The 16,428-nt window shown below is 60.0% G+C and carries 13 protein-coding genes; 1 reads left to right on the top strand and 12 read right to left on the bottom strand.

All coding sequences use genetic code 11. From position 1 onward, the window contains the following. Positions 1-50: 50 nt before the first annotated feature. The 12 genes from KI236_RS09365 to KI236_RS09310 form a co-directional block, all read right to left on the bottom strand. Entirely contained in the window at positions 51-764 is a 714-nt protein-coding gene (locus KI236_RS09365; RefSeq protein ID WP_212821405.1) for an ABC transporter ATP-binding protein, read from the bottom strand. Continuing rightward, positions 751-1,689 carry an ABC transporter ATP-binding protein gene (locus tag KI236_RS09360; protein WP_212821404.1) on the bottom strand — a complete coding sequence of 313 codons (939 nt, stop codon included), beginning with the start codon at positions 1,687-1,689 and terminating at the stop codon, positions 751-753. The genes KI236_RS09365 and KI236_RS09360 overlap by 14 nt, the downstream gene beginning before the upstream one ends. Further along, positions 1,686-2,768, bottom strand: coding sequence for a branched-chain amino acid ABC transporter permease (locus KI236_RS09355; RefSeq protein ID WP_212821402.1), 1,083 nt, complete (start codon positions 2,766-2,768; stop codon positions 1,686-1,688). Before KI236_RS09355 ends, KI236_RS09360 begins: the two co-directional genes overlap by 4 nt. Positions 2,769-2,771: 3 nt before the next feature. Beyond that, the gene (locus tag KI236_RS09350; RefSeq protein WP_212821400.1) at positions 2,772-3,659 is read right to left on the bottom strand and encodes a branched-chain amino acid ABC transporter permease; all 888 of its coding nucleotides are present in this window, start codon (positions 3,657-3,659) and stop codon (positions 2,772-2,774) included. Positions 3,660-3,835: 176 nt separating this feature from the next. Then, positions 3,836-5,011 (bottom strand): ABC transporter substrate-binding protein, encoded by a 1,176-nt coding sequence (locus tag KI236_RS09345; RefSeq protein WP_212821398.1) that lies wholly within the window; start codon positions 5,009-5,011, stop codon positions 3,836-3,838. A 439-nt stretch (positions 5,012-5,450) separates the two neighbouring features. Continuing rightward, the gene (gene ftsH / locus KI236_RS09340; RefSeq protein ID WP_228738138.1) at positions 5,451-7,277 is read right to left on the bottom strand and encodes an ATP-dependent zinc metalloprotease FtsH; all 1,827 of its coding nucleotides are present in this window, start codon (positions 7,275-7,277) and stop codon (positions 5,451-5,453) included. Between the two features lie 19 nt (positions 7,278-7,296). Beyond that, positions 7,297-8,031: a signal peptidase I gene (gene lepB, locus KI236_RS09335; RefSeq protein ID WP_212821396.1), complete on the bottom strand. Its 735-nt coding sequence runs from the start codon at positions 8,029-8,031 to the stop codon at positions 7,297-7,299. Between the two features lie 77 nt (positions 8,032-8,108). Next, positions 8,109-8,666 carry a hypoxanthine phosphoribosyltransferase gene (hpt, locus tag KI236_RS09330; RefSeq protein ID WP_228738137.1) on the bottom strand — a complete coding sequence of 186 codons (558 nt, stop codon included), beginning with the start codon at positions 8,664-8,666 and terminating at the stop codon, positions 8,109-8,111. Further along, positions 8,656-10,014 (bottom strand): tRNA lysidine(34) synthetase TilS, encoded by a 1,359-nt coding sequence (tilS, locus tag KI236_RS09325; protein ID WP_212821394.1) that lies wholly within the window; start codon positions 10,012-10,014, stop codon positions 8,656-8,658. Before tilS ends, hpt begins: the two co-directional genes overlap by 11 nt. Continuing rightward, positions 10,001-11,347 carry a replicative DNA helicase gene (gene dnaB / locus KI236_RS09320; protein ID WP_212821392.1) on the bottom strand — a complete coding sequence of 449 codons (1,347 nt, stop codon included), beginning with the start codon at positions 11,345-11,347 and terminating at the stop codon, positions 10,001-10,003. Before dnaB ends, tilS begins: the two co-directional genes overlap by 14 nt. Before the next feature lie 29 nt (positions 11,348-11,376). Next, positions 11,377-11,826 (bottom strand): 50S ribosomal protein L9, encoded by a 450-nt coding sequence (gene rplI / locus KI236_RS09315; protein WP_212821390.1) that lies wholly within the window; start codon positions 11,824-11,826, stop codon positions 11,377-11,379. Next, positions 11,823-13,832 (bottom strand): DHH family phosphoesterase, encoded by a 2,010-nt coding sequence (locus KI236_RS09310; RefSeq protein ID WP_212821388.1) that lies wholly within the window; start codon positions 13,830-13,832, stop codon positions 11,823-11,825. The genes rplI and KI236_RS09310 overlap by 4 nt, the downstream gene beginning before the upstream one ends. 760 nt (positions 13,833-14,592) lie before the next feature. On the opposite strand from KI236_RS09310, the gene KI236_RS09305 reads away from it, so the two are divergent. Then, on the top strand, positions 14,593-16,251 hold the full coding sequence (locus KI236_RS09305; protein WP_212821386.1) for a ribonuclease J: 1,659 nt from the start codon (positions 14,593-14,595) through the stop codon (positions 16,249-16,251). The last annotated feature ends 177 nt before the right edge of the window (positions 16,252-16,428 follow it).

Raw genomic sequence — 16,428 nt, 5'->3', positions numbered from 1 at the left:
TTTCCGACAGTTTCAAGCGGAGACTCCCATCGGGAGCCTCCGCTTTTTTGTTACTTTTTGCTCTTGCCCAAATAAGCCTCTTTGATAGACTCGTCTGCCAGGAGCTCCGCGCCGGTGCCGAACTTGGTGATGGTGCCGGTTTCCAGCACATAGGCAAGGTCTGCCACCTTCAGGGCCATGTTGGCGTTCTGCTCGATGAGCAGCACCGTCACGCCCTCCTTGTTGATGGTGCGGATGATGTCGAAAATACCCTGCACCACCAGGGGAGCCAGACCCAAGGACGGCTCATCCATCATCAGGACCTTGGGGCGGCTCATAAGCGCCCGGCCCACGGCCAGCATCTGCTGCTCGCCGCCGGAGAGGGTACCCGCCAGCTGCCAGCTCCGCTCCTCCAGCCGGGGAAACAGCTCGTAGACCCACTTGAGGTCCTTCTCGATGCCGTCCTTATCCTTGCGCAGGTATGCGCCGATCTTCAGGTTTTCCAGCACCGTCAGGTTGGCAAAGACCCGCCGGCCCTCCGGAGACTGGGCGATGCCCGCCTCCAGAATTTTGTTGATGGGCTTACCCAGCAGCTCCTGGCCGTCATAGGTGATGGAGCCGCTGTCGGCCTTTACCAAGCCGGAGATGGTGCGCAGAGTGGTAGATTTGCCCGCACCGTTAGCGCCGATGAGGGTAACGATCTTTCCGTCGGGCACCTCCAGGCTAATGCCGCGCAGAGCCTTGATGCCGCCGTAGGACACATGTAAATTCTCAATCTTCAGCATCTTCAACCACCCCCAAATAAGCGTCGATAACGCGCTCGTTGCTCTGGATCTCCTCAGGCGTACCCTGGGCGATCAGCTTGCCGAAGTCCAGCACATAAATGCGGTCGGCAATGTCCATGACCAGGTCCATGTGGTGCTCAATGAGCAGAATGGTCATGTGGAAATTCTTGCGGATCTCGCCGATGAACTCCGTCAGCTCCAGGGTCTCCTGGGGGTTCATACCGGCGGCAGGCTCGTCCAGCAGCAGCAGCGTGGGATTCGTGGCCAAAGCCCGGGCGATCTCCAGGCGGCGCTGCTTGCCGTAGGGCAGGGAGGTGGCCAGCTCGTCCTTCACATCCTCCAGACCCACCAGCTTCAAAAGCTCCAGCACCTCCGCGCGCTGCCGGGCCTCCTCCTTGCCGTTGAGGTGGAGGGCCGCGGTGAACAGGTTGCTGGTGCGGCGCAGATGCTTGGCGATGAGCACATTGTCAAACACCGTCTGGGTCTTCCACAGGCGGATGTTCTGGAAGGTACGGGCCATGCCCTGGACGGTGATTTTATCCGGTGTGGGAGAGAGCACATGGTCGCTAAAGGCGTATTCGTCCCGCTCCTTCTGTGCAAGCTTCCACGCCTTCAGTGCCTCGTCCTCCAGAGCCTCCCGGGGCCCAAACTGCGCGGTATACATGGTGGGCTCTTCGCCCTTATAGGCCTTTTTCATCTTGCCGGTGGGGTGATTGCGCACGATGCATTTCTCGTTGAAGCACACCCGGCCGTTGGTGGGGGCGTACACGCCGGTGATGACATTGAACGCCGTGGTCTTTCCTGCACCGTTGGGGCCGATAAGGGCCACGATCTCGCCCTCGTTTACCTCCATGGTCAGGTTATCCACGGCCACCACGCCGCCGAACTGCATGGTGACATTTTCCACTTTCAGCACATTTTTCATTTGGAGGCCACCTCCTTCTTTTCCTTCTTCTTAAAGAGCTTTTGGAAGAAGCCGATGATGCCGTCCCAGGAGAACTCCCGGTCGCCCATGATGCCCTTGCGGAAGAACAGCACCACGATCATAATGACCACCGAGAACACCAGCATACGGAAGCCGCCCCGCATGAAGGGGATGTTCACGCCCAGGTAGGGCATGGGGTCGTCCAGGAAGCGCAGCCACCACTCGGAGGAGGCGATGTAGAGGAATGAGCCCAAAATGGAGCCGGTGATGGAGCCGATACCGCCGATGACCACGATGAGCAAAATCTCATAGGTCATGGTAGAGGTAAAGGTGTTGGCCTGGACGCTGGACTGGAACATAGCCAGCAGCGCGCCGCCGACACCGGCGAAGAAGGAGCTGATGAGGAAGGCCTGCATCTTGTGCTTGGCCAGGTTGATGCCCATAGCCTCGGCAGCGATCTCGTCGTCGCGGATGGCCTTGAAGGCCCGGCCATAGGTGGAGTTGATGAGCAGCACAATAAAGCCGATGCAGATAGCCGACACGACGAAGGGGAACAGGATGGAGTCGAAGTTTGCAAACTTCTTCAGCAGGTTGGAGGCGTTGGTCAGGGGACCCACCTGCTTCCACTGGATGATGGCGCGCATGATCTCGGCAAAGCCCAGGGTGGCAATGGCCAGATAGTCGCTCTTCAGCTTCAGCACGGGCAGGCCGATAAGCCAGGCAAAGATAGCCGGTACGACACCCGCCAAAATCAGGCCCACCAGCATGGGCAGGCAGAACTGCACGATGCCGCCGTCAAAATACTGGTAGATGTCGGGCCGGTCCGCCACGGGAATCGTCAGGATACTATAGGTGTAGGCGCCGATCATCATGAAGCCCGCCTGGCCCAGGGAAAACAGGCCCGTAAAGCCGTTGAGCAGGTTCAGAGACACGGCAACCAGGGAGTAAATGGCGCCCTTTTTCAGCACCGTGGCCAGCATGGAATAGTGCTGGAACTTGTCCACATACAGCAAAAACGCAATGCAGACAGCTGCCAAAATCAGTGACAGCAGCAGATTTCTTTTCTTGTTATTCTTCATAGCTTACACCTTCTCCGTCAGTTTCTCACCGAACAGACCGTTGGGCTTGCACAGCAAGATCACGATCAGCAGGGCAAAGGTGAAAGCGTTGCTGAATACGGCGATGGTCTCATTGGCCTTGATAAAGGACTCGCAGATACCAATGATGAACGCACCGATCACGGCGCCGGGAATGGAGCCAATGCCGCCGAACACAGCGGCCACGAACGCTTTCAGGCCGGGCATAGCGCCGATCATGGGGCTCACCTGGCCGTAGTTGGCAAAGTACAAAATGGAGGCCACGCCCGCCAGGAACGAGCCGATGACAAAGGTCATGGAAATGACGCTGTTGATCTTAATGCCCATGAGCTGGGAGGTCTCGAAGTCCCGGGACACGGCACGCATAGCCATGCCCACCTTCGTCTTTTGAATGAGGATCACCAGCACCACCACCAGGGCGATGGTCAGCAGAGGGGTGACGATGGTGATGCGCTTGACGCTCAGGCCGCCCACACTCATCACCTGCGTCAGGAAAGGAATGTCGGGGTAGGCTCGGGCAATACCGCCGGTGATGTAGTTGGCCAGGTTTTGCAGCAGATAGCTGACACCGATAGCCGAGATCATCACGGACATACGGGGCGCCGTGCGCAGGGGCTTGTAGGCCGCCCGCTCAATGACCACACCCAAGATCACCGTCAGCAGCAGCACCAGGGGGATAGACACCGCCAGGGAGCAGGAGGCGGAGATATACACCATGAAAAAGCCCGCCATCATAAAAATGTCGCCGTGGGCAAAGTTGATAAGGCGCAGGATGCCGTAGACCATGGTATAGCCGATGGCAATGAGGGCGTACAGACTGCCCACCGTGACGCCGGAGAGCAGAAGCTGGATATAGTAAGCTGCGTCATGCATAAGTACGGAAACCTCCTTCTATATGAATCATGCGCTTTCAGCATTCGGGGAGTGGATGTCCCTCGTCTGCCGAAAACGCAAGAGTCATCAAAGTGCAAAAACCTCGGAATCGTGAGGGGAGCGGCGCTCCCCTCACGATGAAGCTCTATGTCGTTTATAGAAACGCCGGGTACTTATCAGCCGTTGTAGGTGCTATAGTACACGATGTCGCCATCCTTGATGGTCTTGATAACGGCATAGGTCTTGATAGCGTCGCCGTTTTCATCGAACTTCAGGTCGCCGGTGACCAGGCCCTTAACCTCCAGGGCAGCCAGCGCGTCGCGGATGGCAGCGCCCTCAGTGGAGCCGGCCTTCTCAATGGCGTTGACAGCGGCCATGTAAGCGTCGTAGCCGCAGGGGATCACGCTGGAGATAGCGTCAGCGGTGCCGCCGTTGTTCTCGATACGGGTCTTGTCCTCGGCAACCCACTTCTTGAAGCCCTCCACGAAGGTCTTACCTTCGGCGTTGGACTCGTCGGCTGCATCAAAGAAGGCGGAGAAATAAATATCGGTGGCCTTGTCGCCGGTACGCTGAGCGATGGAGATGTCATCCCAGGTGTCGCCGGCCATGATGGGGCAGGTAACGCCGCTGTCCCGGGCCTGGCTGATGATCATGGCAGCGGTCTCGATGGACACGGGGGCGAAGATGCCGTCATATCCGGCGGACTTGATGGTAGCCATGATGGTGGAGAAGTCGGTCTCGCCCTTCTGGAACTCCAGAACGGTGGCCTTACCGCCCAGGCGCTCCATTTCCTTCTGGAAATAGTTACCGAAGCCGGCGGAGTAGTCGTCGCCGGACTCAATAATCAGAGCGCAGTTGACGCTGCCCTTTTCCTTGTTGGCGAAGTTGGCCATCACAGCGCCCTGGAAGGGATCAATGTAGGAAACGCGGAAATAAAAGTCGTTGCCCATGGTCACATTGGGGTTGGTGCAAGAGGTGCCGATAGCGGGAACCTTCGCATCCTTGAACAGGTCGCCGGCGGCAATGGCGCAGCCGGAGCCGTAGGTGCCGATGACCACGGACACACCCTTGGAGATCAGGGTCTGAGCCGCAGCGGGAGCCTTGGACGCATCGGATGCGTTGTCGGCGGTGATGAGCTGGACCTTGTACTCCTTGCCGTTAATGGTGACGGTGGGCTTGATGGAGTTGGCATACTCGATGCCCAGGATCTCCTTCTTGCCGCCGGCGCCGTTCTGGCCGGAGGTGGGCTCAAAAATACCGATCTTCACGGTGTCGCCGCTGTCCGAGCTGCCGCAGGCAACCAGCGCCATGGCCATGACCAGGGCCAGCAGCAATGCAATGATTTTTTTCATCTTTTCTTCCTCCTAGTTTGTTTCAGTCACAAGCTATCCAAAAATCACCTATGACTATTTTTACATTTTATTAGAAACCTGTCCCGATTGCAAGAGAAAATGTTGCATTAAATTTCCGCCGCCGCAGGCTTTTTTTAAAAGAATTTTTCGCGTTTTATTTTGACATTTGTCCGCCAGCGGCGGACAGTTTCTTTCGTAGCCCCTTTATTTTCCGTTTTTTTCCTTTTCCTGTCTCTCATTGAGAGACACTGTTTTTCGTGATTTTGCACAAGTGGCCTTTGCTGCGCAGAAAAATAAATCGTCCCCTCTGCTGTGCAAAGGGAACGATTTACAAACAGCGTGTCGAAAAAAAGCTCTCCGCCATGCGGTTTCCTGATTTTAGGTAGCGAGGAGCCTTTCGCGGAGCTCTCCTTTTCCGGGCAGCGGAACAGGTATTTTTTTACGGGTTTTCCGTCTTAAAAACAGACGCAAATTCCTCTGCCGTCATGGTCTCATGCTCCAGCAGGAAGTCCGCCACCGCCTGCAGCTCCATCCGCTGGCGCTTCAGGATCTCCGTGCAGCGGTCGTAAGCGTCCGAGAGGATCTGCTGGATCTCGTCGTCCATCTCAGCGGCGATTTTCTCCGAATAGGGGCGGGTGTGGCCCATACTCTTGCCTATGAACACCTCGTCGCTGCCCGCGTCAAAGGCCACATGGCCCAGGCGGCCGGACATACCGTAGGTGCCCACCATTTTGCGGGCGATGGTGGTGGCCCGCTGCAGATCGTTGGATGCACCGGTGGAAATATCTCCCAGCATCAGCTCCTCGGCCGCCCGACCGCCCAACAGCACCACGATCTCGTCCTCCATGTAGCGCTTGGACAGATAGGAGCGGTCCTCCTCCGGCAGGCTGATGGTCATGCCCCCCGCCTGGCCCCGGGGCACAATGGTGATCTGATGCACCGGGTCCTGACCCGGCAGTTCATGGGCTGCAATGGCGTGGCCCGCCTCATGAAAGGCGGTGAGCCTGCGCTCGGCCTGGGGAATGACACGGCTGTGCTTCTCCGGCCCGGCGATAACCTTAATAATGGACTCCTGAATGGTCTTTTGCCGGATCACCGGCTCGCCCCGACGGCCCGAGAGCAGCGCCGCCTCATTGAGCAGGTTCTCCAGGTCCGCCCCGGTGAAGCCCGCGGTGCCCCGGGCGATCTCTCCCAGGTTCACATCCTCTGCCAGAGGCTTATTCCGGGCATGAATTTTCAGAATTTCCTCCCGGCCCTTGATGTCCGGCAGGCCCACATAGACCTGGCGGTCAAACCGGCCCGGGCGCAGCAGCGCCGGGTCCAGAATATCCACCCGGTTGGTGGCGGCCAGGACCACTACGCCCTGGCTGGCGGTGAAGCCGTCCATCTCCACCAGAAGCTGGTTGAGGGTCTGCTCCCGCTCATCGTGTCCGCCGCCCAGGCCGCTGCCTCTCTGGCGGCCCACGGCGTCGATCTCATCGATGAATACAATGGCCGGGGACTGCTTTTTCGCCTGCTCAAACAAATCGCGCACACGGCTGGCGCCCACGCCCACATACATCTCCACAAAATCAGAGCCCGAGATGGACAAAAACGCCACATCCGCCTCCCCGGCCACAGACTTCGCCAGCAGCGTTTTGCCCGTACCCGGAGGGCCCACCAGCAGCACGCCCTTGGGGATATGGGCGCCCAGTTGCAAATACTTGTCCGGCTCCCGGAGGAACTCCACGATCTCCTGTAGCTCCTCCTTTTCCTCGTCGGCCCCGGCCACATCGTCAAAGGTGACGCGGTTTTCGCCCCGGCCGGGCATCTGCACCCGGGCCTGGCCGAACTTGGCCATTTTGTCTTGGGCGGCGGCATTTCCCCCGGCCATGCGCCCCATAAGGTTAATAATCAGCAGCAGGGCGATGAAGCCCATCACATAGGGCAGCAGGGCGGAGACCCAGTTGGTAGCGTGGATGAAGCTCTGCTCCTTCACGATGCCGCTTTCCACCTGCTGCTGCACCAGGCCGTCTAAGTCACTGTAAAAGGTCTCCACGCTGCCGATGGTGCAAACCACCACCGTGCCGTCCTGCAGCTTGGCCTGCAGGCTGTCGCCGGTGATGGTGAAGCTCTGCACCTTCTCCTCCCGGAAATACTGGCACATCTGGCTGTATGCAATGCCGCTGTCACCGGCGCCGATGTTTCGGGCCAATGTAAAAACGCACAGCACCAGCAGCAGCAAAAACAGGATGCTGCCGGGCCGCACTCTTCGTCTCTCCGTCACGGTTTTTCCTCCTCTTTACTCACGCCACCGCTCGAATACCGAGCCAGCTGTTTCCCTTCAAAAAGAATATGCACACCAACACATGGGACCGCACATTTTCCACCGGGATGAAGGGATCGTCCCAGGAGCGCGCATCCCAGGAGCCGGTGCGGTTATCTCCCAGGAAAAACAGATGTCCCTCCGGCACCGCATATTCTTCCCGGCTGCCGCTGGCGCTTATGCCCTGCCGGGGCAGGTAAGACTCATCCAGCTCCTCCCCGTTTACATACACATAGCCGTCCCGAAAGCTCACGGTGTCCCCGGGCAGTCCGATGACCCGCTTGACCAGGAGCTTGCCCATTTCATCGCTCCAGAAGGTCACGATCTCCCCCCGCTGGGGCGTGGGGTCGCTGACGGCGTAGGGAAGCTGCCACGACAGCAGCAGGGATCTGGTGGGCAGGGTAGTCTCCATGGAGCCGCTGGGCACCCAGGCGATCTGAAAGATCACCTTGAACAGCAGCAGCATACACACCACCGTCACCGGGATGTAGCCGTAGTCCTTCCACAGCCTGCGCCAGGTGTTCTCCTTTTGCAGTCTGCGTCCGGGCTGCGCCGCCCGGGTCTGCCTGGGTTCTCTCACCGGCTGCCCGGTCTCCTCCGGGGCATTCTCCTGCCGGAATAGCTCCGGCAGCTCCATGTCCGGCAGGGGAGCCTCCGCCCGGTGATCCTGCCGGTCCTGTGCCTCCTCCGGAAAGCCGTCTCTGTTTTCGTCCATGATAACCTCCTTTTCCCCGGGCCATGCGCCCGGAGAAAACCTGTCCTTGCGCAGCCGGCGTCCACGCCGATAGCGCTTTACTTGCTGTACACCTCGGGCTTCAGCACGCCGATATAGGGCATATTGCGGTACTGCTGGCAGTAGTCCAGGCCAAAGCCCACCACAAACTCGTCCGGCACCTCAAACCCAGACAGGTCGGCCACAATGGGCTTTTCCCGGCGGGAGGGCTTATCCAGCAGGGTCACAACGGTAATAGACCGGGCGCCCTTGGCCAGCAGATAATTGCGCAGGAAATAGAGGGTATTGCCGGAGTCGAGAATATCCTCTACCACAATGATGTCGCGGCCCGTAATATCCCGCTGCAGATCCCGGGTGATCTCCACCACGCCGGAGCTCTTGGTGGCGTTTTTATAGGAGGACACGCTGATGAACTCCACCTCGCTCTTGAGCTGAGCGGCCCGTACCAGGTCTGCCATAAACACAAAGCACCCGTTGAGCACGCCCACAAACATAGGGTCCTTGTCCCGGAACTTTTCAAACAGCTCATCGCCCATCTCCTGAATGCGCTGATGCAGCTGCTCCTCCGACAGCAGTACCTTCAAAATATCCTGATTCATGTTGCTTTTAGCCATCATTCTGTCCTCCTGATGTTTCTCTCTCAATGGTAATTATAATCCTCATGCCTCCGGTCTCCCGGGGCAGAAATTCCCGATCTGTGCCCAGCGGCCACACCGCCGCCAGCCTTCCGCCTGCGTAAACGGCAGGCAGTCTATCCCGCTCCACGGGGTCCAGGCCCCGGTCCAGGCACAGCCGCTTCACGCTGCGCCGTCCCCGGCCTTCCGGCAGGTACAGCCCGTCCCCGGGCCTGCACGGGCCCAGGGTGAGCCCGCCGGTTATCTTATCCGCATCCAGCACCAGCGCATTTCCCCCGGAGACAGGATGCTCCGATTTTTCAAGTAAAACGGTATATCCGCCCCACCGGGTCACCCCCGGCAGCAGCGCCACGGTCTCCGGGGCTCTGTCCTCCTTTTCCAGGGAAAATTTTTCTCCCCGGCACAAGGCCACCACCCCTCCGGGCAGGTGTAAAAGCCCCCCCGGCCCGTGGGCCAGCCGCTCCATAGCCTCGTAGTGCGCCGCGCCGTAATCCTTTCGGCCCACGGCAGTGCGCTCCACCAGGGCCCGCAGGGCCCGCAGCCGCAGGGCATAGGGAAGCTCCAGCAGCACCCGGCGCTCCATCTCCGTGCCCCTCTCGGGCAGGGCTCGCTCCACCAGCTCCCGCCAGCACTCCTCCTCCCGCCGGAGGATCTCCGCCGTGCGGCAGATGCTCCCTTCTGCGCCGGGATACAGCTCCCGCAGCAGCGGCATAATGTCCAGCCGGAGCCGATTTCGGGTCAGGCTCCTGTCGCCGTTGGTCTCATCCTCCACATGGTCGATGCCGTGCTGCTCCAAATAGGCCTCGATCTCCTGCCGGGAGGTCTCCAGCAGGGGACGGATGATCTCCCCCCGCACCGGAGGGATCCCCGCCAGGCCCTCGGGGCCCGTGCCCCGCAGCAGGTTCAGCAGCACCGTCTCCGCCTGGTCGGCGGCATGGTGGGCCGTGGCGATGCGGTCCGCGCAGGTCAGCTCCGCCGCCCGGCGGAAGGTCTCATACCGCAGCCGCCGCCCGGCCTCCTCGATGCCCACGCCCCACTCCTTTGCCTTTTCCGGCACACTCACCTGCTCCGTAACGCAGGGGATGCCCCGCTCCCGGCAAAAATCCTGAACGAAAAGCACATCTCTTTGGGCCGTCTCCCGCTGGCCGTGATTCATATGCACAGCGGCCACGGAAAAATTCTCCCGCCGGCCAAGGGTCCACAGGTAGTGAAGCAGGCACATGGAGTCCCGCCCGCCGCTGACGGCGCAGAGAATGCGTCCTCCCGGAGGGGGCAGCATATCCCACCGCCGCATAAACGGCAGCAGGTCCAGACCCTCACTCCTCCTCATAGCGGTTTTCCAGGGTGCTGAAGGCGGTGTATTCCGGCATCCAGCGCAGCTCCACCTTGCCGGTCTCGCCGTGACGGTTCTTGGCCACGATGCACTCGGCAATATTCCGCTTTTCGGAATCTTCATTATAATAGTCGTCCCGGTACAGGAACAAGACGATGTCCGCATCCTGCTCAATGGCGCCGGACTCACGCAGGTCCGAGAGCATGGGTCTCTTATCCTCCCGCTTCTCGTTGGCACGGGACAGCTGCGACAGGCACAACACCGGCACCTGCAGCTCCTTTGCCATGATCTTCAGCATACGGGAAATGTCCGCCACCGCCTGCTGGCGGTTCTCGCCGCTGTAGCTTCTGCCCCCGGCGGAGGTCATGAGCTGCAGGTAGTCGATAACCACCAATCCCAGGTTTTCGAGCCTGCGGCACTTGGCGTTCATGTCCGCCACGGTGAGCAAGGGGTTGTCGTCGATGCGGATGTTGGTACGATTCAGAACCGAGGCGGCCTGGGCGATCTTCTCCCAGTCGCTCTCCCGCAGGTTGCCGGTGGCGAGTCTTGTGTTTTCGATCAGTCCCTCATTGGCCAAAAGCCTTGTCACCAGCTGCTCCTTGGACATTTCCAGGGAAAATACAGCCACGGTTTTCTCCGGCGACGCCTTGGCCACCGACAGCGCCACATTCAGGGCCATACTGGTCTTGCCCATACCGGGCCGGGCGGCCAGAAGCAGCAGGTCGGACTTATTCAGGCCGTTGATCTTTCTGTCCACAGCGGAAAGTCCCGTAGACAGGCCCGGAGGCTCAGCTCCGGCGGTGAGCTTGGCCAACTGGTCCATGACCTCCTCCACCACCACGCCCACATGGGTCATCTCCTGAGAGCCCCGGCCCTGGCGGATGGCATAGATCTTCTGCTCCGCCGAGGCGAGAATTTCCCCGGCGTTGCCCACCCCCTCCTGGACCATGGCCGCAATGTCCCCGGCGGCCTTGGCCATGGAGCGCAGCAGGGCCTTGTCCCGGATGATGCCCGCGTACTCCAGTACATTGGCAGAGGTCGGGGTCACCTCCATAAGCTGCAGCAGATACGCCCGGGTATCCTCCCGGTATACCCCGGCTTTTTCCATCTCCCGGGCCACCGTCACGCCGTCGATGGGCTTGGAGTAGATGAACATGGAATAAATGGTCTCGAAGATCTCCCGATTTTGCCGCAGGTAAAAATCCTGGGGCTGGAGCCGGTCCATCACATCCTTGATGCAGTCCGCGTCAATGAGCATGGACCCCAGCACCGCCTGCTCCGCCTCCGGGGAATGGGGCATGGCACGGCTCAGCAGCTCGTCCATAGGCATAGGGGAAACCTCCTTCCGTCCTGTTTTTCTTACTTCTCCTCCGTCACGATCACATACACCGTGCCGCTGATCTCAAAGCCCAGCTTGGCCTTCACCTGATAGCTGCCGAAGCTCTTGATGGGCTCGTCCAGCACCAGCTTCTTGCTGTCGATGTCCACGCCGTGCTGCTCCGTCAGGGCAGCGGAAATTTCCCGGCCCGTCACGGCGCCGAAGAGCTTACCGCCCTCGCCGCCCTTGGAGACCACCTTCACCTGCACGCCCTTGAGCTTCTCGGCAAGGGCCGTGGCGGCAGCCTTAGCCTCCGCGTCGGCCTTGGCCTTTGCCTTTTCCTGCAGGCGCATGGTGTTTACCGCGTCCGCCGTAGCCAGAACGGCCAAGCCCTTGGGCATCAGGAAGTTCCGGGCGTAGCCTTCGGCCACCTCGATCATCTGGCCCTTCTTACCCTTGCCTCTCACATCGGCCTTTAAGATAACTTTCATTTTGCAGTTCCTCCTTGGTTGGATTTTTCGTAATATTTATCAATGGCTTCCTGGAGCATTTGGCGCACCTGCTCCACCGTCACGCCGGGCAGCTGCCCGCCTGCGCTGGTGGAGTTGCCGCCGCCGCCCAGAGCCTCCACAATGACCTGTACATTCACCTCGCCCAGGGACCGGGCGGAGATATACACGCCGCCGTCCTTTGGGTAGAACACAAACGATGCCTGCACGCCGCTGAGGGTCAGCAGCTCGTCGGCCGCCTTGGCCGCCGTCACCCGCTCGCACTCCTCGTCGATGGCGGCGATGGCCAGGTCCTCCCGGTACAGCACCGCCTGGCGTATGATGGCGTAGCGGTCGATCATAGACTCCAGATCGCTCTGGAACATCCGCTGCACATCCTGGGTGTCGGCCCCGGCCCGGCGCAGATACGCCGCCGCCTCAAAGGTCCGGCCTCCGGTGCGGTTGGTAAAGTTCTTGGTGTCCAGCACAATGCCCGCCAGCAGGGCCTCTGCCTCGGTTTTCAGCAGGTCGCCGGGCTCCAGCAGGTAGCCCAGCAGCTCCGTCACCAGTTCGCTGGCGGAGGAGGCGTAGGGCTCGTGGAAGTTCAGGGCCATTTTTTCAATGTAGCTGCTGCCCCGGCGATGATGGTCAATGACCGCCACCCGGTTGCACGCCTCCAGCAGAGGCTCCGACTCCACACTGGCCGGGCGGTTGGTATCCACCACCACCAGGAGCGTGTCCGGCTGTACCCGCAAAAAGGCGTCGCCGCCGCCGATGAACACATCCTTGTACTCCGGCAAGGCCTTCAGCTTTCGCAGCATGGGCCCCACGGAGTTGTTCTCCGTGTCCATCACGATCCGGGCGACCTTGCCCCGCTTACGGGCAATGGCGCACACGCCCGCCGCCGCGCCCAGGGTATCCATGTCGGCGTACTGGTGGCCCATAACATACACATGCTCCGTTTCGTCCATCAGGTCGCCCAAGGCGTTGGCCATGACCCGGGACTTCACCTTTGTGCGCTTTTCCGTGGTCTTGGCCCGTCCGCCGTAAAACTCGAAATTCATCCGGTCCTTTACCACGGCCTGGTCTCCGCCCCGGCTCAGGGCCATCTCCAGCGCCAGACCCGCATTTTTGAATAGCGCGTCGTAGCTCCCGGCCTCCCGGCCCACGCCGATGGACATGGTGGCATACACGCCCTCGGCGGCCTGCACCGTGCGCACCTCGTCCAAAATGGCAAACCGCCCCTGGGCAAAGGCCTCGTACTGCTTCTCCGTGAACACCATCAGGTAGCGGTCCCGGTCGTACTTCATCAGCAGCGCCCCGGAGGTGCCCCGCCACTGGTCCATTTTCTCCTCAATGGCCGCCCGTATCGCCGAGCGCTTCCCCTCCGGGCAGGCGCTCATCAGATCCTCGTAGTTATCGATCATCACAATGGCGGCCACGGGCTTGGTCTCCTCCAGCGTAGAGCGCATATGCTCCAGGTCCGTCACATCCATCCAATAGGTGGTGGCCAGCACCCCGAAGCGACCCTTTTCCTCAGGCTGCGACAGGCAGCCGAACACCCGATAGCGCCGGTCGTTCCAGGTGAAAATCCCCGGATACTCGGGCTTCCCCTCCATGAGCCAGTGGGTCTCGAAGCCCTTTACCACATCCCGCACCCGGGACTCATAGATGTTCTCTCCCACACCCGGCAGCTCCGCAAACAGGTCGTTGGCCCACAGCACATCCTCGCTGTCGGGGTTAAAGACCATCATAGGCATGGGAGCGAAAAGCATATTGCTGGTCTTGGCGGTGTCGGCGCCGCCGGAGATGCGCTCCACATACTGGTGAAGCTGCTGCTGCATGACCTTGTTGCGCCGCCGGCTCACATACCACACCAGCAGGGCCGCCGCCACCTCACCGGCGGCAAGCAGCGGCGACAGCCGCGCCGTCAGTCCGGCAAACACCAGCAGCAGCAGGATATACAGCACCATATTCGTCTGCACGAGCTTGCGTAATTTCCCGTTCATTGCCTGCCCTCCTGTCGCATAGGGATAGTGACCCAGTTTCATTTTGATTGTTCATTATACCATAATAACGCAAAGCAGACAAGGGGTTCTTTCGAGACTTTTGGGACGGGCAGATTTTTTTGAGGCTGTCGGCAAAGCAGCAGGATTTTCGATAACGGCATGGAAGACCGTATAAGGGCCTCCCTCGCCGCTGAAATCGGTCGTCCCGCCCTCCTTCTGTCGAGCCCGGGCAAAATCCGTCGCACGGTTGGGGGTGTACAAATGATAAAAACTGTGCTATACTATAAAATAATCGAGGAAAATCCTCACCAAAACCCGTCACTGCGAAGTGATCGGTGTCACCGGCTGTGGTGTTTCAAAAAGCCTCGCAGAGTTTGCCGCCCGCAGGCGGCAAAGAATTGGGATCATTTTTCACTGCGACATGCGCGTGGGGAAAAATACCTCTCAGGCTGCCAGTGTGAAATTTTGCCGCAAGGCGGCAAAATTATGCGCGCAGCAGACTGCCATCCCTTTGGCAGAAAAATCGAAGATTTTTCGCCAGTTATCTGTATCTTTTCGCGTGCAATGTGGATGCCGCGATGCGATAAACGGGGCTTATCCCCCGAAAAAATTAAACTACGGTCACGGTCAGGCGGTCCTCCGCCGCCGCGCAGGGCGATGCAGGGCCCGGCGCAGGCGGGGCGCCTTTGTTTTGGCGCGCATTTTTGCGTTGTTCCCGCCCGCCGCGACCCCGGAACTAAAAAGGAGAATCAATACTTTTATGGCAGAAAAATTAAAAATCATCCCCCTGGGCGGCCTCAATGAGATCGGTAAAAACATGACCGCCTACGAATACGGCGGTGAGATCATCGTGGTGGACTGCGGCATGGCCTTCCCCGGCGACGATATGTACGGCATCGACTGTGTCATTCCCGATGTCAGCTACCTGATCAAAAATCACAACCGCCTCCGGGGCCTGTTCATCACCCACGGTCACGAGGACCACATCGGGGCCATTCCCTATGTTCTCAAGCAGGTGAATATGCCCATCTACTGCACCCGCTTCACCGCCGGACTTATTAAGCTGAAGCTCCAGGAGCACCGCCTGCTGGACTCCACCAAGATCATCACCGTGGAGCCGGGCAGCACCGTCCGGGCCGGCAAGTTCCAGGTGGAGTTCATCCATGTGAACCACTCCATTGCCGACTCCGTGGCCTTCGCCATCCGCACCCGCATGGGCACCGTTGTCCACACCGGCGACTTTAAGATCGACTCCACCCCCATCGACGGGGAGGTCATCGACCTGGCCCGCTTCGGTGCCCTGGGTCACGAGGGCGTTCTGGCCCTGCTGGCCGACTCCACCAATGTGGAGCGCCCCGGGTACACCATGAGTGAGCGAGCCGTGGGCAAGACCTTTACCCGCCAGTTCACCGGCTGCAAAAAGCGCATTATCGTCACCACCTTTGCCAGCAATGTCCACCGCATTCAGCAGGTCATTGACGCCGCCCACGCCTGTGGGCGCAAGGTGGCCGTCACCGGCCGCAGCATGGAGAATATTATGAAGGTCTCCACAGACCTGGGGTATATGAAGGTGCCCAAGGGCACCGTGGTGGACCTGAATCGGCTGAAAAATCTGCCCCCGGAGCAGCAGGTCATCGTCACCACCGGCTCCCAGGGCGAGGAAATGAGCGCCCTGTACCGCATGGCCTTCTCCACCCACAAGCAGATCGATGTGGGCCCCACGGACAAGGTCATCATCTCCGCCTCCGCCATCCCCGGCAACGAGGTGACGGTGGGCCGGGTCATCAACGAGCTGTTCCGTAAAGGCGTGGATGTAGTGTATGACAAGGCGGATATGCTCCATGTCTCCGGCCACGCCTGCCAGGAGGAGCTGAAGATCATCCATGCCCTCACTAAGCCCCGCTTCTTCATTCCCCTCCACGGCGAGCAGCGTATGCTGCAGATCCACAAGCGCGTGGCGGAGTCCATGGGCATGAACCCCAATAATATCGTGGTGGCCGACAACGGCTCCGTCATCGAGATCACCGGCAAGCACATTAAGTGCGAGACCAGCGTCCCCGCCGGCGAGGTGTTCGTGGACGGGTCCGGCGTGGGCGAGGTAGGGGCCGTGGTCCTCAACGACCGCAAGCTCCTGGCTGAGGACGGCATGGTGGTGGTGGTGCTGCCCATGTCCTCTCACGATCACCAGCTCCTGTGCCCGCCGGAGATCGTCACCCGGGGCTTCGTGTATGTAAAGGAGTCCGAGGAGCTGCTGCATCAGCTCCGGGAGGTGGCCCAGAAAACCGTGGACGCCATGCCCGCCCGGAAGCGCCGGGACGACGGCGAGGTCTCCCGGGCTGTACGCAGCGCCGTGAGCAGCTACCTGTATAAGCACACCAAGCGCAGCCCCATGGTCATCCCCATGGTCACAAAGCTGTAAAATAAAATAATCAAAATAAAGTGGTCTATCCCGGCTCAAGCCCCGGAATAGGCCACTTTTTCGCATCCCCGCCGCCCCGTTTATCTCATTTCCTGACCCATTTCCGTAGGGGCGGGGTTCTACCCCGCCCGTGGCCCGTGGGAGGGGCAGAGCCCCTCCCCTACGCACCATCAAGAA

This window comes from Vescimonas fastidiosa (assembly GCF_018326305.1).
In the GTDB taxonomy this organism is placed as follows: Bacteria; Bacillota; Clostridia; order Oscillospirales; family Oscillospiraceae; genus Vescimonas; species Vescimonas fastidiosa.
This window is presented reverse-complemented; position numbering and strand designations above follow the sequence as displayed.